The sequence below is a fragment of the Mitsuaria sp. MSU3D genome (genome assembly GCF_056867975.1).
The window spans coordinates 2,137,859-2,163,420 of sequence record NZ_CP200314.1 but is presented as its reverse complement, the minus strand read 5'-3'; the positions used below and the strand labels follow the sequence as shown (position 1 = coordinate 2,163,420).

Annotated in this window: 20 protein-coding genes; 13 read left to right on the top strand and 7 right to left on the bottom strand. The window is 69.4% G+C overall.

Annotated features, from left to right (window positions below; all coding sequences use genetic code 11):
• Window positions 1-52: 52 nt before the first annotated feature.
• The 3 genes from AC1VNM_RS09360 to AC1VNM_RS09350 all read left to right on the top strand — a co-directional run bounded on the left by AC1VNM_RS09360 (window position 53) and on the right by AC1VNM_RS09350 (window position 5,281).
• Window positions 53-1,996, top strand: a complete 1,944-nt coding sequence (locus AC1VNM_RS09360) for a diguanylate cyclase domain-containing protein (RefSeq protein ID WP_483106708.1) — start codon at window positions 53-55, stop codon at window positions 1,994-1,996.
• Between the two features lie 129 nt (window positions 1,997-2,125).
• On the top strand, window positions 2,126-3,622 hold the full coding sequence (locus tag AC1VNM_RS09355; RefSeq protein WP_483106707.1) for an ATPase domain-containing protein: 1,497 nt from the start codon (window positions 2,126-2,128) through the stop codon (window positions 3,620-3,622).
• Entirely contained in the window at window positions 3,623-5,281 is a 1,659-nt protein-coding gene (locus AC1VNM_RS09350) for a response regulator (RefSeq protein WP_483106706.1), read from the top strand.
• Between the two features lie 27 nt (window positions 5,282-5,308).
• On the opposite strand, the gene AC1VNM_RS09345 is transcribed toward AC1VNM_RS09350, so the two are convergent.
• Window positions 5,309-5,650: a YciI family protein gene (locus AC1VNM_RS09345; protein WP_483106705.1), complete on the bottom strand. Its 342-nt coding sequence runs from the start codon at window positions 5,648-5,650 to the stop codon at window positions 5,309-5,311.
• Window positions 5,651-5,814: 164 nt separating this feature from the next.
• On the opposite strand from AC1VNM_RS09345, the gene AC1VNM_RS09340 reads away from it, so the two are divergent.
• The 3 genes from AC1VNM_RS09340 to AC1VNM_RS09330 are packed head-to-tail and all read left to right on the top strand — an operon-like array spanning window position 5,815 to window position 8,121.
• Window positions 5,815-6,264, top strand: coding sequence for a GNAT family N-acetyltransferase (locus tag AC1VNM_RS09340; protein ID WP_483106704.1), 450 nt, complete (start codon window positions 5,815-5,817; stop codon window positions 6,262-6,264).
• Window positions 6,261-6,914, top strand: coding sequence for an AraC family transcriptional regulator (locus AC1VNM_RS09335; RefSeq protein ID WP_483106703.1), 654 nt, complete (start codon window positions 6,261-6,263; stop codon window positions 6,912-6,914). The genes AC1VNM_RS09340 and AC1VNM_RS09335 overlap by 4 nt, the downstream gene beginning before the upstream one ends.
• 43 nt (window positions 6,915-6,957) lie before the next feature.
• Entirely contained in the window at window positions 6,958-8,121 is a 1,164-nt protein-coding gene (locus tag AC1VNM_RS09330) for a hypothetical protein (RefSeq protein ID WP_483106702.1), read from the top strand.
• A 7-nt stretch (window positions 8,122-8,128) separates the two neighbouring features.
• Here the strand turns inward: AC1VNM_RS09330 and AC1VNM_RS09325 are convergent, their stop codons facing one another.
• A complete protein-coding gene (locus tag AC1VNM_RS09325) occupies window positions 8,129-10,528 on the bottom strand; it encodes a TonB-dependent receptor plug domain-containing protein (protein ID WP_483106701.1) in 2,400 nt (799 codons plus the stop codon).
• A 180-nt stretch (window positions 10,529-10,708) separates the two neighbouring features.
• Here AC1VNM_RS09325 and AC1VNM_RS09320 point away from each other — a divergent pair, with 180 nt between their 5' ends.
• Window positions 10,709-12,100, top strand: coding sequence for an APC family permease (locus AC1VNM_RS09320; protein ID WP_483106700.1), 1,392 nt, complete (start codon window positions 10,709-10,711; stop codon window positions 12,098-12,100).
• Between the two features lie 7 nt (window positions 12,101-12,107).
• Here AC1VNM_RS09320 and AC1VNM_RS09315 read toward each other — a convergent pair whose 3' ends face one another.
• On the bottom strand, window positions 12,108-12,902 hold the full coding sequence (locus tag AC1VNM_RS09315; RefSeq protein WP_483106699.1) for a MetQ/NlpA family ABC transporter substrate-binding protein: 795 nt from the start codon (window positions 12,900-12,902) through the stop codon (window positions 12,108-12,110).
• 185 nt (window positions 12,903-13,087) lie between these two features.
• On the opposite strand from AC1VNM_RS09315, the gene AC1VNM_RS09310 reads away from it, so the two are divergent.
• The 5 genes from AC1VNM_RS09310 (at window position 13,088) to AC1VNM_RS09290 (ending at window position 19,473) form a co-directional block, all read left to right on the top strand.
• A complete protein-coding gene (locus tag AC1VNM_RS09310; protein ID WP_483106698.1) occupies window positions 13,088-15,112 on the top strand; it encodes an O-linked N-acetylglucosamine transferase, SPINDLY family protein in 2,025 nt (674 codons plus the stop codon).
• A 124-nt stretch (window positions 15,113-15,236) separates the two neighbouring features.
• Complete coding sequence (locus AC1VNM_RS09305; protein WP_483106697.1) at window positions 15,237-15,893, top strand: PEP-CTERM sorting domain-containing protein; 657 nt, start codon at window positions 15,237-15,239, stop codon at window positions 15,891-15,893.
• A gap of 138 nt (window positions 15,894-16,031) precedes the next feature.
• Window positions 16,032-16,499 (top strand): OsmC family protein, encoded by a 468-nt coding sequence (locus AC1VNM_RS09300; protein ID WP_483106696.1) that lies wholly within the window; start codon window positions 16,032-16,034, stop codon window positions 16,497-16,499.
• 131 nt (window positions 16,500-16,630) lie between these two features.
• Window positions 16,631-18,295, top strand: coding sequence for a hypothetical protein (locus tag AC1VNM_RS09295; RefSeq protein ID WP_483106695.1), 1,665 nt, complete (start codon window positions 16,631-16,633; stop codon window positions 18,293-18,295).
• A complete protein-coding gene (locus AC1VNM_RS09290; RefSeq protein ID WP_483106694.1) occupies window positions 18,295-19,473 on the top strand; it encodes a serine hydrolase domain-containing protein in 1,179 nt (392 codons plus the stop codon). Before AC1VNM_RS09295 ends, AC1VNM_RS09290 begins: the two co-directional genes overlap by 1 nt.
• On the opposite strand, the gene AC1VNM_RS09285 is transcribed toward AC1VNM_RS09290, so the two are convergent.
• Window positions 19,463-20,308 (bottom strand): PA4780 family RIO1-like protein kinase, encoded by an 846-nt coding sequence (locus AC1VNM_RS09285; protein WP_431103966.1) that lies wholly within the window; start codon window positions 20,306-20,308, stop codon window positions 19,463-19,465. The genes AC1VNM_RS09290 and AC1VNM_RS09285 overlap by 11 nt on opposite strands.
• A 218-nt stretch (window positions 20,309-20,526) precedes the next feature.
• Between AC1VNM_RS09285 and AC1VNM_RS09280 the strand changes: the two genes are divergently transcribed.
• Window positions 20,527-21,447 (top strand): YihY/virulence factor BrkB family protein, encoded by a 921-nt coding sequence (locus AC1VNM_RS09280; RefSeq protein ID WP_483106693.1) that lies wholly within the window; start codon window positions 20,527-20,529, stop codon window positions 21,445-21,447.
• A 51-nt stretch (window positions 21,448-21,498) separates the two neighbouring features.
• Here AC1VNM_RS09280 and AC1VNM_RS09275 read toward each other — a convergent pair whose 3' ends face one another.
• From AC1VNM_RS09275 to nosR, 3 genes are read right to left on the bottom strand one after another with little or no spacing between them, the layout of a single operon-like run.
• A complete protein-coding gene (locus AC1VNM_RS09275; RefSeq protein WP_483106692.1) occupies window positions 21,499-23,628 on the bottom strand; it encodes an ATP-binding protein in 2,130 nt (709 codons plus the stop codon).
• Complete coding sequence (locus tag AC1VNM_RS09270) at window positions 23,625-24,188, bottom strand: response regulator (RefSeq protein ID WP_377154627.1); 564 nt, start codon at window positions 24,186-24,188, stop codon at window positions 23,625-23,627. Before AC1VNM_RS09270 ends, AC1VNM_RS09275 begins: the two co-directional genes overlap by 4 nt.
• A complete protein-coding gene (gene nosR / locus AC1VNM_RS09265) occupies window positions 24,181-25,536 on the bottom strand; it encodes a response regulator c-di-GMP phosphodiesterase, NosR family (RefSeq protein ID WP_483106691.1) in 1,356 nt (451 codons plus the stop codon). Before nosR ends, AC1VNM_RS09270 begins: the two co-directional genes overlap by 8 nt.
• Window positions 25,537-25,562: the final 26 nt, after the last annotated feature.

Sequence of the window (25,562 nt, the reverse complement as noted above, 5' to 3'; positions counted from 1 at the left end):
GACCAAGGGCGTGAATTCCCCGCCGATGGCTCCGCTCGAAGGAGGCCTTGCCGTGCAGCAACAACGAACGAAAGCGACGACGTCACTGACCCGCCTGCGCCGCTGGCTGGCCGCGGGCAATGTGGCGCTGGGACTGATGCTCTGCGTGGCGGCCGGTCTGAGCCTGCACAACGCCCGCGAAGGCGATGAAGGCGCGGCGCAGCTGACCGCCGAGAATCTGGCCACGAGCATGGGCAGTGAAGTGGCCGCGGAGCTGCGCCTCATCGACAACGCCCTGGCCACGGTGGCCGAGCGGTATGCCAAGACGCCCCGCGCGGCGGACCGGGCGGACGTCCTGGCGGCAATGGTGGCCGAGCAACGGCAGCTGCTCCAGCACGTGAGCGCGATTCGCGTGGTCGATGCGACCGGTGCGGTGGTCGCCGACGAGGGCGCGGGCACAGGCACGGCGCCCATCCACCTGGGCGACCGGCCGTACTTCGAGCGCGCGCGGGCGCGCGACGCCACCGTGGTGTCCGAGCCGCTGAAGAGCCGCACGGCGGGCGTGTGGTGCATCGTGCTCGCACGGCGCCTGATCAACGGCGACGGCGGCTTCGACGGCGTCGTGCTGACGGAGGTGACCTCGGACCACTTCGCGCAACGCTTTGCCGGCATGGAACTCGGACGGTCCGGCGCCATGGCGATGCGCATGAACGACAACTTCCTGCTGGTGGCCCGGCATTCCGCGTCCGAACCCCGATCCCTCAAGGGCCTGGGCGAAGCGAACGTCTCCAAGGCCCTGCGCGAGAACATGCAGCGCGACGCGAGCCACGGCTGGTACGTGACCCCGACGGCCCTGGACAAGGTCGAACGCATCACCGCCTACCACCGCGTGCCGGGCTACCCGTTCACGATCTACGCCGGCCTGAGCACCGAGGAGTATCTCGGGGCCTGGTACCGCCAGGCCGCCGAACTGTCGGGGCTGGTGGCGCTGATGATCGCCTTGGTCGGCGGCGTCTCCGTGCTGCTCTATCGCGGGCACAAGCGCGAGAGCGAAGGCCGCATGGACGCGGACCGCACCGCGCGCGAGCAGTCGCTGATGCTGGAGAACGACCTGGTGGGCATGGTGCGCCTGCGGTCGCGCGTGATCCTCTGGGACAACCGCGCCCTGGCGCGCATCCTCGGCTACGACGCCGGCGAACTGCGCGGCATGTCGATGCGCGACCTCTACCTGGACCAGGCCACCTTCGACCACATCGGCCGGGCCGGCTACGGCGCCCTGCATGCCGGCGAACGCTTCCGCACCCAGGTGCAGATGCGCAGGAAGGACGGCTCCGCGCTGTGGATCGATCTCAGCGGCATGCTCGTCTCCGAGGACGAAAGCCTGTGGATGCTGGTGGACATCGACGCGCTCAAGCAGAGCGAGGAGAAAGCCTATGGCATGGCCTTCCGGGACGCCTTGACCGGCCTGCCCAACCGTCGCCTGTTCGAGGAAAAGCTCGCCGACGCCCAGGCGACCGCGCTGCGGGCGGACACGGGCCTCGCGGTCTGCTACCTGGACCTGGACGGCTTCAAGCCCGTCAACGACCGCCATGGGCACGAGGCCGGCGACGAGGTGCTCAAGGAGGTCGGCGCGCGGCTGCAGCAGACCTTGCGCGCCAACGACATCGTGGCCCGCCTGGGCGGCGACGAGTTCGCGATCGTGCTGACCGCCAACAGCGAGGTGGGCGGGGCCCGCGCCGTCCTGCAGCGCTGCCTGGCGGAGATCGAGCGGCCGATCGAGGTCGCGGGCGGCCACCGCGTGACCGTGAGCGCGAGCATCGGCATCGTCCTGGCCCGCGGGGCCTGCGAGACGGCGGCGATCCTGCGCGGCGCCGACGAGGCCATGTATGCGGCCAAGCGGGCCGGCAAGGGGCGCATCCAGATCGGATCGACCTTCTCGTCGGCCGACGCGAGCACCTTGACGCCCCGCTCGACCGTGCCTGCCGCGCTGGTCGAGCGGCCGTTTCGCGTGGCCTGAGGGGTGAGGTGCCCGGCGCTGGCGCCGGGCGGGAGCGGAAATTGCCGCGGCGCGTGATCCACCCTGTCCAGGCGGCGTTCGCGCGGCTCGGGGCAGGCCTGACCGCCTCCCGTCCGCTCCTTCCGACTCATGCCCCCACCACGCTGTTCCACCGGTATTTCCGGCCTCGATGACATCCTCCAGGGGGGCCTGCCCCCCGGCCACCTCTACCTCTTCGAGGGGGAACCCGGTACCGGCAAGACCACGCTCGGCATGCATTTCCTGCTCGCCGGGCTGGCCGTCGGGGAATCGGGTCTGTACGTCACGCTGTCCGAGACCGGCACCGAGCTGAAGGAGGTCGCCAAGTCCCACGGCTGGGACCTCGATCAGGCCGGCCTGGAGGTGTTCGAGCTGGTCAGCGCGGAGCAGCTGGGCCCGGAGGCGGAGCAGTCCATCATCCACCCCGCCGAGCTGGAGCTGAACCAGACCGTCCAGGGCGTGATGGCCCGGATCGAGGCGACCCGTCCGAAGCGCGTGGTCTTCGACAGCCTGTCGGAGATGCGTCTGCTGGCGCAGGACCCGCTGCGGTACCGGCGCCAGGTGCTCGCGCTCAAGCACTTCTTCGCCCACCACGACTGCACGGTGCTGATGCTGGACGACCTCAGCGCCTCCACCGGCGACATGCAGCTGCGCAGCATCGCCCACGGGGTCGTGTGGCTGCAGCAGATCGTGGGCGAGTACGGCGCCGACAAACGCTTCCTGCGCGTGGCGAAGATGCGCGGCATCGGCTTTCGCAGCGGCGAGCACGACTTCACCCTCAAGACCGGCGGCCTGGAGGTGTTCCCGCGCCTGGTCGCGGCCGAGCACCACAAGACCTTCATTCCGGAGAACGTCAGCACCGGCAACGCGGCCTTCGACGCCGCGCTGGGCGGCGGGCTGGCGCGCGGCAGCAACACGCTGTTCGTCGGACCGTCCGGCGTCGGCAAGACCACCACCGCCATCGCCTGCGTCCACGCGGCGCTGCGGCGCGGCGAGCGGGCCGCCTACTACCTGTTCGACGAGGGGCTGGGCACGCTGCTGCCGCGCGCCAGGACCCTGGGTTACGACCTCCAGGCCGACATCGACGACGGGCGTTTCCTCCTCAGCGCCCTGGATCCCGCGGAGGTCACCGCGGGCGAATTCGCCGCGCGCGTCCGGCAGTCGGTCGAGCAGGACGGCGCCCGCACGGTGGTGATCGATAGCCTCAATGCCTACCTCCAGGCCATGCCCGGCGGCAAGTTCCTGATGCTGCAGATGCATGAGCTGCTGACCTACCTCAACCAGCGCGGCGTGATGACGATCCTGGTGCTGGGCCAGCACGGCATCCTGGGCCAGGGACGGATCGACATCGACCTCAGCTACCTGAGCGACGCCGTGGTGCTGTTCCGCTACTTCGAGGCGCGCGGCAACCTGCTGAAGGCGATCTCGGTGGCGAAGAGCCGCACCAGCCGCCACGCCAACACCATCCACGAGTTCCGCCTCGGCGACCAGGGCGTGGAAATCGGCGAGGCGCTGACGGACTTCGAGGGCGTGGTGTCCGGCGTCTCGCGCTACGCCGGGGACATCGCGTTGCTCGGCGATCGCGACGACGAGCGGCAGCGGCGCTGAATGACGAGTGCCTTCGAATCCCGCGTGATCATCCTGGCCCCGTTCGGCCGGGATGCCCAGGTGATCGCCGAGGTGGTGACGGGCATGGCGCCGGCCCAGCCCGTCCAGGCGCCGGAGCAGCTGCTGGCGGCGCTGAACGAGGGGGCGGCCGCCGCCGTCGTGACCGAGGAGGCGCTGTCCATCGCGCCGGGCAGCCCGGTGCACCTGTGGCTGAGCCGGCAGCCGTCGTGGTCGGATTTCCCCTTCGTCGTCCTGACCAGCAAGCGCACCGGACGGCGCCCGCCCAACGCGGCGACCTCGCTGCATCTGATGGGCAACGTCATCCTGCTGGAGCGTCCGCTGAGCCCCGACACGCTGCACACCGCCGTGGAGGCGGCCGTGCGCGCCCGGGCGCGGCAGTATGCGAACCGGGCGATGCTGGCGGAGCTGGCGGTCGCGCACGATGCGGTGGAGCGGCTCAATCGCGAGCTTGAGGACCGCATCGAGAGTCGCACGCGCGAGCTCTCGATGGCCAACAACCGGCTCATGAACGAGATCGCCGAGCGCGAGCGGGCGCAGGCGGCGCTGCTGCAGGTCCAGAAGATGGAGGCCATGGGGCACCTGACCGGCGGCATCGCGCACGACTTCAACAACCTGCTGCACGTCATCGGCACCAACCTCGACCTGCTGGCGCGGCTGGACTGCCCGCCGCCGGCCGGCCGGATCGTCGAAGGCGCGCGGCGGACGGTGAAGCGCGGCGCGCGTTTGACCGAGCAGCTGCTGTCCTTCGCCCGCAACCAGTCGCTGGTGCCGCAGGCCACCGACATCCACGCGTCGATCAACGGCATGCAGGAACTGCTGCTGACCTCGGTCGGTTCGCGCGTGCGCATCGCCCTGGAGCTGGCGCATCCGAAGCCGATCGTGCTGCTGGATCCCAACCAGCTGGAGATGGCCGTGCTCAACCTCGCGCTCAACGCGCGCGATGCGATGAAGGAGGGCGGCACCATCGCCATCACCACGCAAGAGGCGGAATGCGAGCGCGAGGGTCAGGTCGTGCCCTGCGTGCGGGTGACGGTGGCCGACAGCGGTGCCGGCATTCCGCCGTCGATCATCGAGCGCGTGTTCGAGCCCTTCTTCACCACGAAGGCGATGGGCAGCGGCACCGGCCTGGGCCTGGCGCAGGTGTACGGCTTCGCGAAGCAGTCCGGCGGGCAGGTGAGCATCGAGAGCGCGCCGGGGCAGGGGACGCAGGTCCACCTGCTGTTCCCGCTGGCGACGGAGTCGCTGGCGGAGGAGTCCGAGGCGGACCGGTCCAGCCTGGTCACGCCGCGCCAGGACATCCTGGTCGTCGAGGACGACGACGAGGTGCGCCATTCCATCGTCCAGAGCCTGGAGCTGCTGGGCCACCAGGTGTCGGCGGTCTCCAACGGCGCGGATGCGCTGCGCACGCTGGGCGAGCGCCGGCCCAGCCTGCTGATCGTGGACTACGTGATGCCGGGCATGAACGGCGGGGAACTGATCCGCCGGGTGCAGGACGCCTGGCCCACGATCCCCATCATCCTGGCGACCGGTTATGCCGACATGGAGAAGGTCGGCCAGGTGCTGGGCGCCAGGTCCATCCTGAAGAAGCCGTTCCGCGTCGATGCGCTGGCGGAGGCGGTGCATCTGGCGGTGGCGTGAGGGGCCGCGCTCAAACGCGGCTGCGGGTCAGGACGCCGGATCGAAGAAGAACACGCGAAGCTCCTGTTGGCAGCGGCAGGCCTTGGCGATGCGCGCGGCCCAATCGACGGCCGCTTCGCGAGAAGGCAGTTCCAGGACACAGAATCCGCCGTTGAGCGTCGGCGCCCACGGATAGCCGCCTTCAGCGACCGTGCCGTCCGCCGAGACGAGCACGGGCGGGACGCTCTCGTCGATGCCGCCGCCGAAGACATAGACGCGGGCCGACTTCGCCTCCTCGATGACGGCATGCGAGTCGCGGACCACGGCGTCCCATTCGCCGTCGGGGACGACCATCGCGGCGCTGGGGAAGGAGATCAGGTACTTGGCCATGGGGTGGGTGCTCCTCTGTGCTGGACCCGCGATCATGCCCAGGATCGGCGTGCGCGCCATCCGTGCTCGCCAGAGTCGCCGCCTGAGGGGCGACGCCTGCGATCACGCGGCAGGAATGATGTTGAAATCGCGGTGCCCGTCCACCTCCCATCTCGAATCGCCACGTGATCACCTTGCACATCACCACCGACAAGTCGGACCTGGACATCGACCTGATCCACGCGTTCCTCGCGAACGAGTCGTCGTGGGCAAAGGGAATCTCGCGCCAGGTCGTCGAGCGATCCATCGAGCATTCGCTGTGCTTCGGCGGTTTCGTCGACGGACGGCAGGTGGCCTTCGCCCGGGTCATCACGGATCGCTCGACCTTCGCGAACCTGGTCGATGTCTTCGTGCTGCCCGCGCATCGCGGCAAGGGCTACAGCAAGCGACTGATGGAGGCCGTGATGTCGCACGCCGATCTCCAAGGGCTTCGGCGGTTCACGCTGGCGACCGGTGATGCGCATGGCCTCTACGCGCCATTCGGATTCACGTCGCCGTTGAAGCCGGCGACGCTGATGGAGCGCTACTTCCCCGGCTTGTACGAGTCGACAGCGGGCGAGAGGTTGAACGAATGACAGCTCCCTTCTCCGTTCATCGCGCCTTCGAGCGGATGGCGCGCCACCGTCACGCGCAAGGCTATGTCGCGCTCGTGCTCGCCGGCGGCTACGTGGAGGCGGGCGATCGTGGCCGGGTGCGTGTCGAGGCCGGCCAAGTCGTGTTCCATGGCGAGCACGAATCGCATCAGAACGAGTTCTTCCGCGCCGGCGCGCGTGTGCTGAATCTGCCGGCGCTCGGGAGCGATTTCCACGATCCGTTCGGACATGTGGACGATGCGGACGCGATCGCCCGGCTGGCCGAGCGCGATCCCCACGAGGCCGCCGCGCTGTTGCGCCGGACCTTCCGCCCTTTGGCCATGCGGCTCAACGATTGGCCGGACTTGCTGGCCGCGGCGCTCGCAGCCGATCCGGCCCTCAGCCTCGCCGATTGGGCCGATGCCATGGGCATCGCGCCGCAGTCGCTCAGCCGGGGTTTCGGCCGGGCCTTCGGCACCAGTCCGAAGCGCTACCGGCTGGAACTGCGCACGCTGCAGGCGCTGCGCCGGCTGCCGGGCTGGCAGGGCTCGATGGCGGCGCTCGCCGCCGAGACCGGCTTCGCCGACCAGGCCCACCTGACGCGCGCCATCGTCGCGCTGACCGGGCGGACGCCGACCCGCTGGGTGGGTTAAGTCCGTTCAAGAACGGAGCGCCTCGCTTGCCTAGCATCGGGGCATGCAACGACGAACCTTCCTGACCGTGCCGCTGATCGCTTCGGTGGCGTCCGTGCTTTGCACTCTGCCTGCCGACGCCCGGCCCGATGCCCGAGCTGCCAGCCGCACCCGATGGAAGGTGCGCGCTTCGGAAGGCTTCGATGCGATCGCCTTCCTCGGCCCGCTGTCGGGCACGCAGCTTTACCTGGACTTCTACGGCGAGGACGCCGCCGCCTTCGCGCCGCGTCTTCCCGAGGCGGTGCGCAGCGACGTGCCCCGGCTGTGGAACGAGGCGACGAAGGACGGCTTCGGCTTGCTCGGTCCCAACCTGCAGGTGCTGTTCTCGGCCAACGGCAACGACGCGACGATCGCCACGCTGCTGACCGCGCTGCGGTCGCGGCAGACGGCCATCCTGCCGAGCTACAAGGCCAGCAGCTACTGGAGCGAGGAGGACTGGGCCTGGTTCGATCGCGCGGCGCCGCGGATCGATGCGATCTTCAGCGCGATGCAGCGCGCCGGGTTCGCGGCCTTCCGCAAGGAGCGGATCGGCAACGATCTGGACCAGCGCATCGCCGAGGTGCAGCGCGCGCTCGCCGGCTTCGACGTGATCTCCTGGCAGGAGAAGCTGACCGGCCGGAGCTTCGATCCCGAGATCCAGATCGTGCTGCTCCAGTTCTCGAAGCCGCACGGCATCAAGGTGCAAGGCCAGACCTTCCTGCAGGCCGCCGACTACGACACCGCGACCACGGTGCGCATCGCCGCGCACGAGATGCTCCATCCGCCCGTGCCGATGGACGGCCCGGCCGCGACGGCGGCGCTCGCGGCCCTCGGTCGCGATCCGCTGATCACGAAGATCGTCCGCGACCACGATCCCCGCTGGGGCTACACGACGCTGCCGGGTCTTCTGAACGAGGACCTGTGCCAGGCGCTGGACCAGTTGATCAGCGAGGCGCTCGGCGTGGCCCGCAATCCGGCGGACCGCTGGCGCAAATCGGACGACGGCATCCACGTGATCGCCGCCGGCCTGTACGGCTTGCTGCGCCAGGATCGATGGGCGGAGAAGGGCGGATCGATCGAGCGATGGCTCGCTGCCGCCGCAGCCGAGGGACGATTGGATCCGGCGGTGTTCCATCCGGCGGCGGCGCGGGTGCTGGAGCGGCCTATCGATGCCCTGTGGCCGTTGTAGTTGCCGCTCAGAACACCCACTTCGCCCTCGCGTAGTAGTACGCCCCGTTGAACCCCACCGGCGACAGCACGTCGTAGGGGAAGTTGCCGAAGTACGCGATGTCGGACGTCGATCGGCTGGGGTAGCGGTCCGTCGCGTTGACCGCGCCGACGCTGACGCTCAGCGCGCGGGTCGCCTGCCACTGCGCCTCCAGGTCCAGCTGCCAGACCGGCGCGTAGGTCTGCGTGGGCACGAAGCCGTCGCCGAAGTCGAAGACGCGCGTCGTGCTGCCGTGACGCGTCAGGCGGCTCAGCAAGGACCATGCGCCGCCGCGCCATTGCGCGGTCAGGATGTGGCGCTGGCGCGGGGCGGCGTTGGTCAGCGTGTTCAGCTCTTCCAGGCCCACGTTCGCGTCGGCATGCGGTCTCGCCGTCGTTTTGCTGAACGAGGCGGCCCACGACAGCCGCAACTCCCCGTCGAGTGCCGCGCCGTTCCACTCGGTCACCAGGTCCGCGCCGCGCGTGCGCGTGTCCAGCGCGTTGGTGAAGAAGTTGACCCCGTCGATGCCCGGGGCGCCGAAGAGGGACTCCAGCGTTTGCGACAGCCCGTCGCCGCTGATCCGCTGCGACAGCGTGACGCGGTCCTTGACGCGGATCGCGTAGGCATCGAGCGTCGCCGACCAGTGACGGTCGGGCTGCCAGGTCAGGCCGAGGCTCGCGTTGCGCGAGCGCTCCGCCTTCAGGTCCTGCGCGCCGAGGTAACGAGCGATCGGACTGTCCACCGGAAGCGTGCGGATCTGGCTGAGCTCGCCGCCGTCGCCGCGGTCGGTCACGGTGAAGCTGAAGCCGCGTTGCGCCAGCGAGGGCGCGCGGAAGTTGGTCGAGATCGCGCCGCGCAGCGCAAAGCCCCCGGCGAGTGCCAGGCGCGAGGACAGCTTGGCCGTCGTGGCGTTGCCGAAGTCGCTGTAGTGATCGTGGCGCAGCGCGGCTTCGGCCTGCCAGTCGCGGGTGAAGGACGCGCTCAGATCGACGTAGGCGCCGATCACGCGGCGCGACAGGCTCGCCGCATCGCCCTGCTGAAGACCCGGCCCGGCCTGTGCGCCGGCGGGGCCGTCGAAAGCGCCGACCGCGTAAGAGGCCGCGTCGCCCGCGCCGGTGACGAAGCGCTCATGACGCCCGTCGAGGCCGGCCGCCAAGGTGGCCGGGCGGCTCAGTCCGGGGATCGTGACGGAGCGCGTCAGATCGAGGTTGACGGTCGTGAGCCGCGTGCCGAAATCGCCGAGGTGGAACTCGGTCGGACTGGCCGCGCCGAGCGAGGTGTTCAGCGAATGCCGCACGCCGTAGTCGAAGTCGTTGCGACCGTGGTCGAGCGACAGGTCGTAGTCCCACCCCGCCCAGTCGCCGCGCAGACCGGCGACGAGCTGCAGGTCGCGGTTGTCGCCGGTGGTCTGCGGCCGGTAGCCGTCCGGGTAGACGCTCTTGAGGTTGGCGAAGCTGTCCGGGTAGCGGTAGTACGCCGCGCCCGTGGAGCGCCGCTGCTGCCAGGTGCCGAAGGCGTAGGCCTGCTGCTGCGGCGTGAGGTCCACGGCGCCGTTGAAGAAGGCCTGCCACTGGCGCGTGGCGGGTTCGCCGGCGGCGTAGTTGCGTTGGCCGACGGTGGCGAGGTTGGCGGGCGTCGCGTCCTCCCACGGCGGCAGTTGATCGAGGCCGCTGCGGTTGGTCGCGTTGCGGTGCAGGCCTTCGAGGCCGGCGCGCAGGAAGCCGCGTTCGCCGATGGCCCAGCCTTGCGACAGGCTGGCCGACTGGGCCTGGCCGTCGTTGATCGTGCGGCCGGTGGGTTCGAACTTCGTGTGGAAGAGACCGGCCTCGGCGCCGAGTTCACCGCCGCTGCGGCGCTCGTCGAGGATCACGTTGACCACGCCCGCGATGGCGTCGGAGCCGTACTGCGCGCCGGCGCCGTCGCGCACGACCTCGATGCGCTGCACGGCGGCCAGCGGGATCGTGTTGAAGTCGACGGGGTTCGTGCCCTTGCCGGTCTTGGACTCGAGGTTGACGAGCGCCGAGCTGTGACGGCGCTTGCCGTTGACGAGCACCAGCACCTGGTCCGGCGACAGGCCGCGCAGCTGCGCCGCGCGCACGTGGTCCGCGCCGCCGGAGTTGGACTGCCGCGGGAAGTTGAACGACGGCAGCAGCGCCTGCAGCGCGGCGGCGAGCGTGCCGTCGGGACCGGCGGCGCGAAGGAGCTCGTCGCGCGAGAGCACGTCCACGGGGACCTGGCTGTCCGCGAGCGTCCGGTCGCGGGCGCGCGTGCCGGTGACGAGGACGGGACTGAGCGCGGGACTGAGGGCGGTGTCGGATTGGGCGAACGCGGGGACGCCGCTCGTCAGCAGGGTCAGCGAGGCGAGGGCGGTGGCTTGGAGCTTCAGCATTGGGCGCGGCGCAAGTGCAGGCAGACGGGCCGCCAGCCTATCGACGCGCACGCCGCAAACCCGCATTCCGCTTCAGACGACTCCCTCATAAGCTCATGCCGTCGCGTCGCCACGACGAAGTCCGCCGCGCGGGCCGGAGCGCCAGTAGCATCGCGCGTCCCCCGTCCGAGCCTCCCCTCCATGTCCCCGTCCGTTCCTGCCGGCGATCCGCCCGGCGCGCAGCCGCAGCGCATCCTCGACGTCCGCCACGCGATGGCGCTGTGCATCGGCATGGTGGTCGGCGCGGGCATCTTCAAGACCTCGCCGATGGTGGCGCAGTTCCTGGCCACGCCGGAGCAGCTCTACCTGGCCTGGGCGTTGGGCGGCGTGCTGTCCTTCATCGGCGGGCTGTGCTTCGCGGAACTCGCCGCGGCCTTCCCGGACGCCGGCGGCGACTACCACTTCTTGCGCCGCGCCTTCGGCGCGCGGCTCGGCTTCCTGTTCGCGTGGTCGCGCTTCGCGGTGATCCACACGGGCTCGATGGCCTTGCTCGGTTTCGTGTTCGGGGACTACCTGGCGCAGGTGGTCGACCTCTCGCCCTGGCTCGGCGAGCACGTGAGCGCATGGCTCGCGGGCGGGCTCATCGTCGCGCTGACGGGGCTGAACCTGCTCGGCGTGCGCGTGGGGCTGGGCACGCAGCTCGGGCTGACGACGCTGGTCATCGGCGGGCTGTTGCTGCTCGGCGTGAGCGCGGGCGTGCAGCAGTGGCAAGGCCTGGCACCGGCCACGTCCGCCGCGCAGGGTGCCGCGGGGGCGGTCGGCGCCGCGAGTGCCGCGACCGTCTCGTGGGGCACGGCGATGGTGTTCGTGTTTCTTGCCTATGGCGGCTGGAGCGATGCCGCGACCTTGTCGTCCGAGATGAAGGACCCGCGCCGCGGCATCGTGCGCGCGCTGCTGCTGGGGTTGGGAACGGTCACGGCGCTCTACCTGCTCGCCAACTGGGCCTATGTGCGCGTGCTCGGTCTGGGCGGCCTGGCCGCGAGCGCGGCCCCGGCGGCGGAGTCGATGCGGGTGGTGTTCGGCCGCGGCGCGGAAGTCGCGATGGTCGGCGTCGTGACGCTGACGGCGCTGTCGGTGATGAACGCGATCCTGATCGCCGGTCCGCGCACGACCTACGCGGCGGCGCGCGATCTGGCGGCGGAGCTGCAGCTGGCGCGCTGGGACGCGGATCGCGGCACACCCACCGTGGCGGTGATCGCGACCAGCGGCATGGCCCTGGCGCTGGTCGCGTTCGGCGCGGCGACGCGGGGCGGCTTCTCGACGATGGTCGACTACCTGTCGCCGGTGTACTGGTTCTTCATGACGCTCAGCGGCTTGGCGGTGCTGGTGCTGCGCCGCAAGGCGCCGGCGCATCCGCGGCCGTTCCGCGTGCCGCTGTACCCGGTGCTGCCGCTGGTGTTCGTCGGCTGCAGCGCGTACGTGCTGTGGGCCAGCGTCGTGTACGTCAGCGCCGGCGCGATCGTCGGCGTCGCGGTGCTGGCCGCGGGCGCGCTGCTGCTGTGGGGTTATGGCCGGCTGCGGCGGCCCGCATGAAGCCGGCTCAGAACGCGACGACGAGCGAGTCCGCGAAACCCTCCGCGACGAACTGCCGGACCTCGGGCGACTGGAACGCCCGGACCAGCTTCGGCACCCAGGGTCGGTCCTTGTCCCGCGTCCGCACGGCGATGAGGTTGGCGTAGGGGCTCTTCGCGTCCTCGATCGCGATCGCGTCGCGTTTCGGGACGAGCCCGGCCTGCACCGCGTAGTTGGTGTTGATCGCGCTGGCGTCGACGTCGTCCAGCGTGCGCGGCAACTGCGCGGCGTCGACCTGGACGATCTGCAGCTTGCGCGGGTTCGCGGCGATGTCGAGCGTCGTGGCCGAGATGCCAGCGCCCGCCTTCAGCGTGATGACGCCGGCCTTGTGCAGCAGTTGCAGCGCGCGGCCGCTGTTGGTCGGATCGTTGGGGATGGCGACGCGGGCACCGGTCGCCAGCTGATCGAGCCGCTTGATGCGTTTCGAGTAGAAGCCCAGCGGCGCCGTGACCGTGACGCCGACCGCGCTGAGCTGGTAGCCGCGCGCCTGGATCTGCGACTGCAGGAAGGGCAGGTGCTGGTAGCTGTTGGCCTGCACGTCGCCGGCGTCGAGCGCGGCGTTGGGCTGCACGTAGTCGGAGAACTCGACGATCTGGAGCGTGAGGCCGTCACGGGCGGCGACCTTCTTCGCGACCTCGGCGATCTGCGCATGCGGGCCGTTGGTGACGGCGATCCTGATGATCTCCTCGGCGCGGCTCGTGCCGGAGAAGAGCAGGGCGGCAATGCCGGTGAACGCGAAGAGGGCGTGACGTCGGGTGGTCATGTCGGTGAGGGACGAGAAAGAGCCCGGGAGGCGGGGCTCCCGGGCTTGAAGATGCTCGGTAGAGCACACGGCAAAGGTCGACGTCAGGATCGCCGAGGTGGACCCGGCTGCCTACGAAGGGATGCGCAGGTGCTTATGAGTTCCCCTCTAAGATTCCCTCACCAGCTTTCGGGGAGGGGCTCGCGTTGAGCAAGCAGAAGCAACAGGCGCTCGCGGGCGGCAAGGGTCACAAGGACGATCAGGGCACCAAGGCTCTCCGGGAGAGAGAGGCGGCCGACGCCCTGGTCGACCGGGGCCTGTGGCAGGACGCGGCGACGCGTTACCGCGCCCTGGCCGAGGCGGGCAGCCAAGATGCTGTGCTCTTCCACAACTGGGGCGTGATCTTGCGGGAGCTCGGTCAGCCCCAGGCGGCCCTGGACGCGTTCGAACGGGCCATCGGCCTGCAGCCGACCTATGCGAAGGCGTTCCACGGCCTGAGTCTGGCCTACCGGGACCTCGGCGCCGCGGACTCGGCGCGGATGGCCATCGAGCTCGCCATCGAGCACGATCCCCAGCGCGACACCTTCCGTCTGGCGTTGATCGACCAGTTGATCACTGCGGGCGAGTTGGACGCCGCCCTCCAGCAAGCCGATCGATTCGAACGCGGCGCTGCTGGTCATGCCGTCGCCCAGAACCTGAAGGGGATGGCGCTTCGCAAGGCCGGGTCACTCGACGGCGCGCTGGAAGCCTTCGGCAACGCGATCGAAGCGGACCCGCAGCTCGCCGCGCCGCTTCAGAATCGCGCGAACCTGCATCTCCGGGCCAGGAGGTTCTCGCTGGCCGTGGCGGACTTCGATGCGGCGATCGAGCGGGCGCCGCACACGACGTGGCTGGCGGGCCTGAGGCTGTACGCCGCGATGCATCTCTTCGATTGGCGCCGCCATGCGCAGGACCGACAAGAACTCCTGACGCGCGTCGAAGCGGGCGAATCCGTCGCGCAGCCGCTGATCGTCCAACACCTGACGGACGATCCGGCGCTGCAGCAGCGGGCGGCGAGAACCTGGGCGGCACAGACGCTGCCGCGACCGCAGCCGGGTCCGCAGGCGCTGGGCTTCCCGACGGGGCGCAAGATCCGCATCGCCTACGTCTCTCGCGACTTCCACAGTCACCCCGTCGCCTACCTGATCGCGGAGGTGCTGGAGCTTCATGACCGGCAGGTCTTCGACGTCGCGATCCTCCACTACGGCCGCGCCAGCGACGATCCCATGCAGCGCCGGCTGCGCGCCGGCGTCGATGCGTTCATCGATGTCCAGCACCAGACCGATGAGCAGATCGTCCAGATCTGCCGCGAACTGTCCATCGACGTCGCCGTCGACCTGACGGGCTACACCGACAACTCCCGCAACGCGATCTTCGCGAGCCGGATCGCACCGGTGCAGGTGCTCTATCTGGGCTATCTCGGGACCTCGGGATCCGGGCTGTATGACTACGTCGTCGCGGACCGGCACCTCGTCGACGATCGGACCCGCAGCTTCTTCGATGAGAAGCTGCTGATCCTGCCGTCGTACCAGGCCAATGATCGACAACGCCCGAGGCCTCCGGCCGGTGGGCAGCGCGCCGCTGCCGGGCTGCCCGAGGATGCGTTCGTGTTCTGCTGCTTCAACAACCCGGCGAAGCTGACGCCATCGATGTTTGCGGCGTGGGCGCGGATCCTCGAGCGCGTGCCTGGCTCGGTGCTCTGGCTGCTGGCCGAGGGGGACGAGGCCATCCGCAACCTCCGCGGCCATGCCGCGGAGCTCGGCCTCGCACCGGATCGACTGGTCTTCGCGAGTCGATGCGATCGCGAGACCTATCTCGCTCGACTGGCGTCGGCGGACCTCTTCCTCGACACGCTCCCGTACAACGCCGGCACGACGGCCAGCGACGCGCTGTGGATGGGCCTGCCGGTGCTGACGCAGGCAGGGCAGTCCTTCGCCGGCCGGATGGCGTCCAGCCTGCTGCATGCCGTGGGCATGCCGGAACTGGTGATGAGCACGCGGGACGAATACATCGACACCGCGGTGGCGCTCGCGACCGAGGCCAACAGGCTCAACGAGCTTCGCAATCGCCTGCGCGAGCATCGCGACTCGGCGGCGCTGTTCGACACGCCGGCCTTCACGCGCAGCCTGGAGTTGGCCTATCTCACGGCGCTTTCAGGAACGCAGGAGGGAGATGTGGTTGTCGGCGAATGACGAGTGACCTCAGACGCATCGTTTCGACGTGCACCTGCATCACTCTGACCAGGGCCACCTAGGGATTGCGGCGACAGCGTGGATCGGCGAGGGTCCGGGAAGATCCACCCACCCGGAGAAACTCATGAGCTGTCGTCTCTCGAAGGCCGCATTGGCGGTTGGCGCGCTGTGCCTGGCTGCGACCGGTCAGGCGTTCGCGCAGACCTCCACCTTCTACTTCGGCGGCCAGCCGCCAGAAGCGACCCGGTGGGTCGCGGGGCAGATCACCTACGACTTCGCCACGGCCAGTTCGGCCGTGGACATCCGGGGCCAGTTCGACGAGGGGCAACGGCTGCTGTACAGCGGCATCACCATCACCTTCAGCAGCGCGGAACTCGGCACCGTCACCTGGACCGACGGGCAGGTGGTCGTCTACAACGACTACGACTACTGCTTCGCCCCCGGCGTCTCCAGCTGCAATGCCCCGTTGCAGCATGAGGCCGACCGGATCGATTTCCGGCACAGCTCGATCGAGTTGGAGCACAACTTCCAGCTCGTCATCATGGGCGACGGTCAGAACTTCCTGGGCACGGGCGACTTGAATGCCTCGGTGCTCAACCTGCCGTACACCAGCGTCGCCATCTACCAAGGGATCGCGGTGGCCGGCAACGTGCTGCTGGCCGCGACACCGTTCGCGGTCCCGCCGCCCATCCCCGAGCCCGCGACCGCGGCGATGAGCCTGGGCGGCCTCGCGCTGCTGGGGCTGATCGGCCGGCGGCGTCGGCAGGCCGCGCGCGGCTGATCGGCGAGTCGTTCCTCGCCGCCCTTGAGGGGGCTTCCTGCCGTCGGAGAGAATCGGCCCGCCGTGCGCGACGTGGCTGATCCTTCTGTCCTGTCGCCACAGTTGTCGACTCGGGATGACCAACAGGAGCCCCCCACCATGGGACATCGGGAACACCACTACCACGTCACCGTGACGTGGACCGGCAACCAGGGCAGCGGCACGTCGGGCTACAAGGCCTACCGCCGCGACCATGCGATCGAGGCGCCGGGCAAGGCGCCGATCCTGGGATCGTCCGATCCGGCCTTCCTCGGGGACAGGACCCGCTGGAATCCCGAGGACCTGCTGGTGGCTTCCACCAGCGCCTGTCACAAGCTCTGGTACCTCCACCTCTGCGCCGAAGCCGGCATCGCCGTGCTCGCCTACGTGGACGAGGCCGAGGGCACGATGGTGGAAGGCGAGAAGGGGCGCTTCACGCAGATCGTCCTGCGCCCGCGCGTCACCGTGCGGGCGGGTGACGATGTCGAGCTCGCCCAGCGCCTGCACCACGACGCGCACGAGCAGTGCTTCATCGCCAACTCGCTGAACTTCCCGGTGCTCTGCGAGCCGTCGATCCAGACGGCGTGAGCGGAGGACGCCCGGCAAGGCGTTCCCGCGCAGCGCGTCAAGTCCCTCACCGACGCTTCCCCGTCCGGGCCGTGGCCCGGGACGCCGGACGCGGGCAGGATGCGGTCCTCCGAATTTCCGGATCCGATCGCATGTGTTTCCAGACTCTCCGATCCGCGCTGGCCGTCGCCTGTGCCACTGCCGCTTTTGCCGTCGCCTGTGCGGCCGCGCTGATCGCCAGTCCTGCCCAGGCCGCGCCCGACGCGAAGAGCCTGGTCACCGATGCCGCCGCCATGAGTCAGCTCGTCGAGGCCGTGAGCTTCGACGTGATGTCCGAAGCCGCGATCAACGCGTGCCAGGAGATCGGCGCCCCCTCCGTCACGCCGATGCGGGACGCGTGGGTCGTCTGGCGCGGGCGCTACCAGATCGCCCCGATGCGGGTGGTGCTCACCCGCATGATGCAGCGGCGCAGTGGCGATGCGCCCTGGGACAAGCTCGTCGAGCCCATGCGCCAGCGCGTGCTGAGCGACCCGCAAGCCTGCGCCACGCTCGCGCGCGAGTGGCAGGGCGGCGGCAAGGACGTCGACGCGCGCTATCCGCAGGCGGGCGCCGTGGCGCGCGCGATCGTGCAGGCCAATCTCGTGATGCCGATCACCCCGCTCCCCGTGGCCGCCGAACCCGCCCGGGGCCAGGTCTTGCTGCCCAGCCAGGTGATCGCCCTGACGGAGCAGCGCGGCAACTGGCTCGTGATTTCCGAGGAAGCCGCCCGGCGCAAGCTCGGACTGGTCTACGTCAAGGGCCGGGTGGCGCGCGACATGAGCCGTCCCGAAAACTTCCATCTTGTGCAGGAGCAGGGCGACCGGATCGGCGAGCAGGTCATCCACCTGAAGTTCAACGCCGAATCGTGGCTTGGCAAGGAAGTGGTGCTGCGCGGTGTGGTCACCTCGCTGAACCGCTTGTCGATGGACCTGGCCGATGCCGCGCTCGTCAACGATGCGTCGGGCCTGACACCGTCGCCGTTGGCGCAGACGCCGCTGGCGCGCAAGACGGTGTCGCTGCAGCGCGTGTCGACCGCGCCCGGCAAGGGCCTGGGCGACAAGGACCTGGCGGCCGTCGTGATCCACGGCGAAGCCAACAACATCAACGGCACCCGCTGGGAGGAGGACGTGCGCTTCCTGCTGCGGGACGGCAGCGTCTACCGCCGCACCGAGATGCCGCCCGATCAGCTCGACGTCGCCGCGTCGCGCCAGCTCGAGCCGCAGCGCTGGGGGCGTTGGCGCAGCGCCGGCAAGGGTTACGCCATGCAGGCGCAGGACGACGACGGTCGACCCGTCGGCGACTGGAAGCCCGAGGGCCACGAGGCGGTGCGGCCCTGGCCGAAGGATGCGCGACTGGACGGCAGCTTCAGCCGGCGCAGCTTCACCGGCAGCATGATCACCGGCGGCACGTCGGCCACGCACGGCATCCGCTTCACGAAGGACGGGCGCTTCGAGCGCAGCTTCAGCGCGACCTCCGGCACGGGCAGCCTGCAGGCGATCACGGGCACCGTGGTCGCGGGGTCGTCGCATGGCGACGGCAAGGGCAGCAGCAGCACGGGCAGCAGCACCGTCGGGACGGGGCTGGGGACGGTCGGGGTCAGCAGCGGCACGCGCACGAAGGACGATGGCGCGAGTCGCCGCGGCAGATATCAACTGGACGGCTTCGCGATCACGCTCGAGTACGACGACGGCCACAAGGAGCGGCTGCTCAGCTTCCCCGTCGACGGTGACAACCGGTCCGTCTACTTCGGCACCGGCAGCTACGATCGCGACAAATGATGCAGCTTCAACCTTGGCGACCGCAGCGAGGCCCCGCGCTGCATCACGTGATCGCGATCCTGATCGTCGCGCTGGGCGGCGTCGCGCACGCGCAGGCGGCCTCCGGCTGCCTGGGCGTCTACGTCGATCCCCAGAAGCGCTTTCTCCACAACGAGGCGCCGGCCGCCGCCGTCCCGCAGGCCTTGCCCGCGGGGACGCCATTGGGCGCGGTGGCGTACAAGCCGCGCGGCGCGGCGACAGCCGTCCCGCTCGAGGACTACTTCGGCAGGTTCTGCACCACCGGATTCCTCGTGATGCACGAGGGTCAGGTCGTGTTCGAGCGTTACCTCCAGCAGGCGAAGCCGTCGACGGCGCTGCTGTCCGCGTCGATGTCCAAGACCGTCCTCGCGCTGCTGATCGGCATCGCGATCGACGAGGGCCGGCTGTCCCTGGACGAGCGCGTCGCGACGGTGCTGCCCGACTTCCGCGACAGTGCCTTCGCCGACGACAGCGTCGAAGACCTGTTGCGCATGAGCTCGGGCGTGGCGCTGAAGAACTCCTTCCGGCCCGGCGAGGTCTCGGACAACCAGACCACGAATCCGATGATCGAGCTCTTCACCGACATGCGCGTCTATCTGGCGGGCAAGAAAGACAAGGATCCGGCCGGCAAGGTCTTCAACTACAACGGCGCGGTGACGGCCGTGCTCGGCCTGATGCTGAGCGCGCGCACCGGCGTGAGCAATACCGACTACCTGTCCACGCGCCTGTGGGGGCCGATGGGCGCCGAGTCACCCGCCTACTGGATCAAGAACCGGGCGGGGCAGGAGGGCGTGCAAGGGCAGTTCGTCGCCACCTTGCGGGATTACGCCCGACTGGGGCAGCTGATCATGAACCTCGGCCGCGTGGGCGAGCGTCAGGTCGTGCCCCAGGCCTGGATCGCGCAGATGACCGCGTTGCGCAAGGACAAGCCCCAGCCCGCGAACGTGCCCTTCTACGGCCTGCACGTCTGGATCCCGCAGGCGGCGGGCGGGCGCTCCTTCGCCTGGGGGACGAACGGGCAGAACATCTTCGTGGATCCGACGGCGAAGGTCGTGATCGTGCATACCGGCAACAGCCCGGATGCGGAGTTCAACGGCAACGACCACCTGTTTCCGATCCGGGATGCGATCACGGCAGCGCTCCGGGCCGTCAGGAACTGAGCATCCGCAAGCGTCGCGCGGCTTCCTCGTCCGCCGCGTCGTCGATCTCGCGGATCACTTCGCCGAGGTCGACGGGACCGGCCGCATGCTTGAAACGACCGGTCAGCGGCGTGTCGGGCGTGAGGCTGCCGCTCTCATACAGGGCCCAGATCTCGTGCCCGTAGTCGGTGCTCAGCAGGTCCGGGGCAAAGCCGCCGAAGAAGTCGCGCAGGTTGTTGACGTCGCGCAGCAGCATGCGCTTGGCGTGGTTGTTGCCGGCGGCGTCCACGGCCTGCGGCAGGTCGATGATCACGGGGCCGTCGCCGGCCAGCAGGATGTTGAACTCGGACAGGTCGCCGTGGACGACACCCGCGCCGAGCATGCGCACCACTTCGACCAGCAGGCTCTGGTGATGGGTGCGGGCTTCCTCGGCGGTGAACATCACGTCGTTGAGCCGCGGCGCCGCATCGCCGTGCTCGTCCACGACGAGTTCCATCAGCAGCACGCCGTCCATGAAGTTGTAGGGCTGCGGCACGCGCACGCCGGCGCCGGCCAGGCGATACAGCGCGTCGACCTCGGCGTTCTGCCAGGCGGCCTCCTGGGCCTGGCGTCCGAACTTCGTGCCCTTGGCCATCGCCCGCGCCTGCCGGCTGTTCTTGGTCTTGCGGTTCTCGGTGTAGTCCACGGCCTGCCGGAAGCTGCGCTGCGTGGCCTCCTTGTAGATCTTGGCGCAGCGGGTCTCGTCGCCGCAGCGCACCACGTAGACCAGCGCCTCCTTGCCGCTCATCAGCTGACGCACGACGGTGTCGATCAGGCCTTCCTCGATCAGGGATTGGAGTCGCGGGGGTGCTTTCATTAGGACCTTGAGAGGGAGACGCGTTGGCTGCCGCGAAATGGTGCGGATGCCATCGAACGATGGGCGGAATGGCATCTTCGCATGGTGGCGCTGGGAGCTGGCGCGGTCTCCGATCGGCTCGGCGCGCCAATTGCCATGCGGACGAGATTTCGGAAGACAGGAGTCGTCGGGATGAATGGTTCAGAGAGCTCTACGCGAATCGAAGAACGGGCGCCTGCATGTCCTGGTTGCGCAATTCCCACGGCCAGCCGCGTCTGAGTGCGCTGTTGCGTTGGGCCCGGCGCGCGGTCTTGCGCACGCCCGTCCTCGGCGTCCTGCTGCTCGCCATCCGCAACTACGTGCTGCATCAGAGCGCCAACCAGGCGGGGAGCATGGCGTTCTCGATGGTGCTGTCGATGTTCCCGTTGCTGCTGCTGCTCTCGGCGGGCGCCGCCTACATCGGGTCGCCCGGCGACGCGGCCGCGCTGGCGAGCCGCGTCGTGGAATACGCGCCGCCGCTCGTGCGCAGCGCGCTGCAGCCGGTGGTCAACCAGGTGCTGGCCCAGCGCAGCCAGGCGCTGCTGGCGATCGGTCTCTTCGTCACGCTGTGGACGGCGTCGTCGGGCATGCAGGCGGTGCGCACCGCCCTGAACCGCGCCTACGCCATCGAGCGCGGCCTGCCGTTCTGGCGGGCGCGCCTCAAGGTCACGCTGTTCACGCTGATCGTCGGCGGCGGCATCCTCGCCATCTTCAGCTCCGTCATCGTCATGCCGTATGTGTGGGACGCGCTGGAGAACAGCGTCGGCAAGGGGCGCGAGACGCTCTGGCTGCGCAACAGCGTGCGCTACGGCGTCGCCTTCCCGGTGCTGACGGTGCTGTACGCGCTGCTCTACGGCTGGCTGCCCGACATCCGCCAGCGGCTGCGCACCGTGCTGCCCGGCGCCATCGTCGGCGCGGCGCTCTGGGTGGCGTCGGCGGCGACGCTCTCGTACACGCTGCGCAGCGCGGGCAAGCTGGCGCTGCTCTACGGCAGCTTCGCCGGCGTGGTCGCCACGCTGGTGTTCCTCTACATCAGCGCGACGACGCTGATCTACGGCGCCGAGGTCAATGCGGTGATCCGCGAGCGCTTGACGCAGGAGCAGGAACCGGAGCCGGCCTGAAAGCGTATCTGAAGGCGGACCTGAAGGCGGGGCGGTCCCGCCAGGACATCGTCACGACACGGTGGCGTCTTCCCTGGGCGTTTCCGGTATCCAGACCTGGAAGGTCGTCCCTTCGCCCGGAGCGCTGATCACCTCGATCCGGCCCGCGTGCTTCTGCACGATGGAGTAGGACAGCGACAGGCCCAGGCCGGTGCCTTTGCCCACCGGCTTGGTGGTGAAGAAGGGCTCGAAGATCCGGCGCCGGACCTCTTCGCTCATGCCGCATCCGGTGTCCTCCACTTCCACGCACACCCACCCGTCCTGCGCGCGCGTGCGCAGGCGGATCTCGCCGCGCTGCGGGATCGCATGGGCGGCGTTGACGATCAGGTTCATGAAGACCTGGTTCAACTGCGCCGCGATGCAACGCACCGGTGGCAGGACGCCGTAGTCCTTCTTCACCTCGGCCTTGTACTTGACCTCGTTCATGACCACATTGAGCGTCGAGTCGAGCCCGGCGTTGAGGTCGGCGTCCTGCCACTCCGCGTGGTCGACCCGCGAGAAGTCCTTCAGGTCCTGCACGATCTTCTTGACCCGCACCAGGCCGTCGTCGCTCTCGTCGAGCAGTTGCGGCAGGTCCTCCTTCACGAAGGCCAGATCGATGCGCTTGTCCAGTTCCCGCAGCGCGCGGTCGACGGACTCGGGCAGGGCGCCGGGCGTCAGCGCCTGCATCGTCTCGAGCAGCTCGAACATCGGTTCCACGTAGCTCCGAAGGGTGCTCATGTTGGAACTGACGAAGCCGATCGGATTGTTGATCTCGTGCGCGACGCCCGCGGCCAGCTGGCCGATCGAGGCCATCTTCTCGGACTGCAGCAGCTGGTTCTGGGCTTCTTCGAGCCGGCTGTTGGTCAACTTGATGCGCCGGTAGTTCTCTTCCAGTTCGCGCTGCACCTGGCGCTCCTTGCTCCGGTCCTGCAGCAGCCACCAGGTTTGCGCCAGGCGGTCATGGGGGTTGGCCACATACGCGATCATTTCGATCCACAGTCGCCGGCCGCGCGCGGACACCATCTCCATCTCGTGCTGCAGGGACTCGCCGCGCGTGAGCACCGGGTAGGCGACCGCGCCCAGCGACTGGAAATCCTCGTCGCTGACGAAGAAGGAACGCGTCGGGATCCCGCTGGGCGACGCGCCGTCCAGTTCGAAGGTCTCGCTGAACTTGCGATTGCCTCGCACGATCCGCTGGTTCAGCGTGGTGACGATGCCCACCGAAGCGTTCTCCAGGAAGGCCTCCAGCTCATGGTGCGTCAGCAGCAGTTCGGCGGTGCGCTCGCTGACCAGTTCCTCCAGCTCGGCGCGATGGCGGCGCAATTCCTCTTCCGCGCGACGACGCTGTGTCACGTCCTGCAGCGTCTCGATGGCGCCGATGACGGTCCCGTTCGCGTCCATCAGCGGCGCGGCGGTGAAGAACAGCCAGCGACCGCCCTGGTCCATCTGTGGGAAGAAGGACTCGACCTCGTAGGCGTCGTCGATCGTCTCCGAACGGCGGCAGCGTCCTTCATAAAGCGGCCCGTTGTGCGCGTCGATCGCACCGTCGATGATCAGGTCGGCCAGCAGCGGGCGCTGTTCCACATAGAAGGCCGACCAGGCGTCCTGTCGCCCCAGCATGTCGAAGCGGTCGCGTCCGGTGAGCTTGCTGCAGGCGGCATTCCAGTGCGTGACCCGGTGCTCGGCATCGAGCACGAAGCTGGCCACGGGGTTGTTCTCGATGATCTGGTGCAGGACGCGTCCCACATCCAGCAGGCTGGTCTGCACATGGCGGATGTCGCTCAGATCCTGCACCGTGAGCACATTCAGGCGGCGACCCTGCACCACGATCGGTCGCGCGTTCAGTTCGAGCGACCGCGTCGAGCCGCTCGCGGTGAGGGCATCGATCTCGATCGCCGGCGGCGGACCCTCCGCGCCGAGGGCCTGCAGCCCGTAGGTCCGCAGCGCTTCCTGCTGCTCGGGCGCGGCCCAGGCGTCGAACGGCATCTCCGCCAGCGCCCGCGCGTCGTAGCCCAGCAGCCGGAGCATGGCCGCATTGGCATGCACGATGGACTGCTCGTCATGGACGAGGATCGGCGTCGTCACCGCTTCCAGGGCGATCGCCCAGCCGGCCGGCAGCCCGGTCGCCGTGTCCTCGGGCGCTGCGATGTGCGCGCTCATAGCTTCACTTCTCCGGGATCTTCCAGGATGAAGGAGCCGTCCTCGGCCCAGTTGACGTGGGTGATGCCGGGCTCCAGGCGTTCGAGTCGGCGCAGCTCCGCCTCCTGCACGCTGATCTGGCCCTGCTGCGTGCGGACGAGGTCGGCCAGCCGGCGGTTCTCGATCGTCAGCTCGCGGACCTGCAGCACCTGCCGCACCGCGCTGAGCAGCTCGAAGTCGGCCCAGGGCTTGGCGATGAAACGCGCGATGGCCGCCTCGTTGACGGCGCGCACCAGCGCGTTCAGGTCGGTGTAGCCCGACAGGATGATGCGCTCGCACTCCGGTTGCAGCGTGCGCAGCGCCGTCAGGAAGTCCACGCCATTCATCTCCGGCATGCGGTAGTCGGAGATGGCCAGCGCATAGCGATGGCGCCGCGCCTGTTCCAGCGCCAGCGCGCCGTTGGCGCACTCGTCGACGATGTAGCGGCTGCCGTCCGCGGCAGCCAGGCCATGCCGGAGCAGGCGATGCAGGGCATGCAGGATGCCGGGCTCGTCGTCCACGATCAGGATGCGTTCATCCATGGGGGGCTCCTTGGGTGGCGGTCGCCGCCTGGCGTGGTGCGCCGTCGTCATCCGGCAAGCGGACGTAGAGCGCCAGCCGGGCGCCCTCGCGACCGGCGAACTCGCGGATCTGCCGCACCATCCGCCCGTCGAAGACATGCCCCGCCGCCAGCAGCAGCGTGCCCTTGGGCGTGAGCAGGTCGCGCGCGAGCACCATGCCCGGCTCGACGTCCGACGGGCTGATCTGGCGATCGCGGGGCTTGTCCTCCGGCTCGTCGGTCAGCGCCAGTTCGAAGGCTTCGACCACTTCCGGCTCGTAGCGCGTGCCGGCGCCGCCGCGCACGAGTTGCAAGGCCTGGGCGGGGGAGAAGTGCTGCTCGGCCATCCGGCCCGAGTGTGCCGCGCAGTAGTCGCTGGCCACGCTGAGGACCTGCGCCGCCAGCGGTACCGCGTCGCCCGACAGGCCGTCCGGGAAGCCCTTGCCGTCCACGCGCTCGTGCTGCGAGCGCACCAGCCGCGCGACATGCTGCAGGTGTCCCAGCGGCAGCAGGGCGGCCTCGCCGTTGAGCGTGTGACGCCGGTAGCGCGCCATCTCTTCCGCGTTCATCGTCGACACCGGCTTGCGCAGCAGCGCGTCCGGAAAGCCCATCTTGCCGATCTCGTGCAGCAGGCCCGCGCTGTGCACGTCCTCCTCGACCCGCGGGCCCAGGCCCATGCGACGCGCCGTGCGCCGCGCCAGGTCCGCGACCTGCCGGGAGTAGCCGGCCAGTCCGCCTTCGCGCAACTCCAGCAGGCCCGAGAACACCTGGATGGACAGGAGGAAGGTTTCCTTCACCTGGTCGAAGGACTTCTCCAGCATGGCGTTGACCTGCTCCAGCTCCTGCGTGCGTGCGCGCACGCGGTGCGAGAGGTCGGCATTGAGCGACTGCAGTTCCGCGTTCTGGGTCTTGGTGAGCTGGAGCAGCGCGCGGTTCTCCACCTCGAGCCGGCGGCGCGCCAGCGCGTCGTCGATCGCCAGCAGCAGCTCGCGGTCGTCCCAGGGCTTGGCGATGTGGCGCTGGATCTGGCCGCGGTTCACGGCGGCCACCGTGGCCTGGATGTCGGCATAACCGGTGAGCAGGATGCGGCCGACCGATGGCCAGCGCTCGCGCACCTGTTCGAGGAACTCGGCACCATCCATCTCCGGCATGCGCATGTCGGAGACCACCACGTCGACGGTCTCCGTGGCCAGGATCTCCAGGCCGGCGGCACCGCCCGGTGCCAGCAGCACGCGATAGCCCTGCGGTCGGACCAGCCGACGCAGCGCGCTCAGGATCGACGGCTCGTCATCCACGAAAAGGACGACGGGCTGCGCGGTCTCTTCGGTCATCTGTTGATCTCCCTGATGTGACCCGG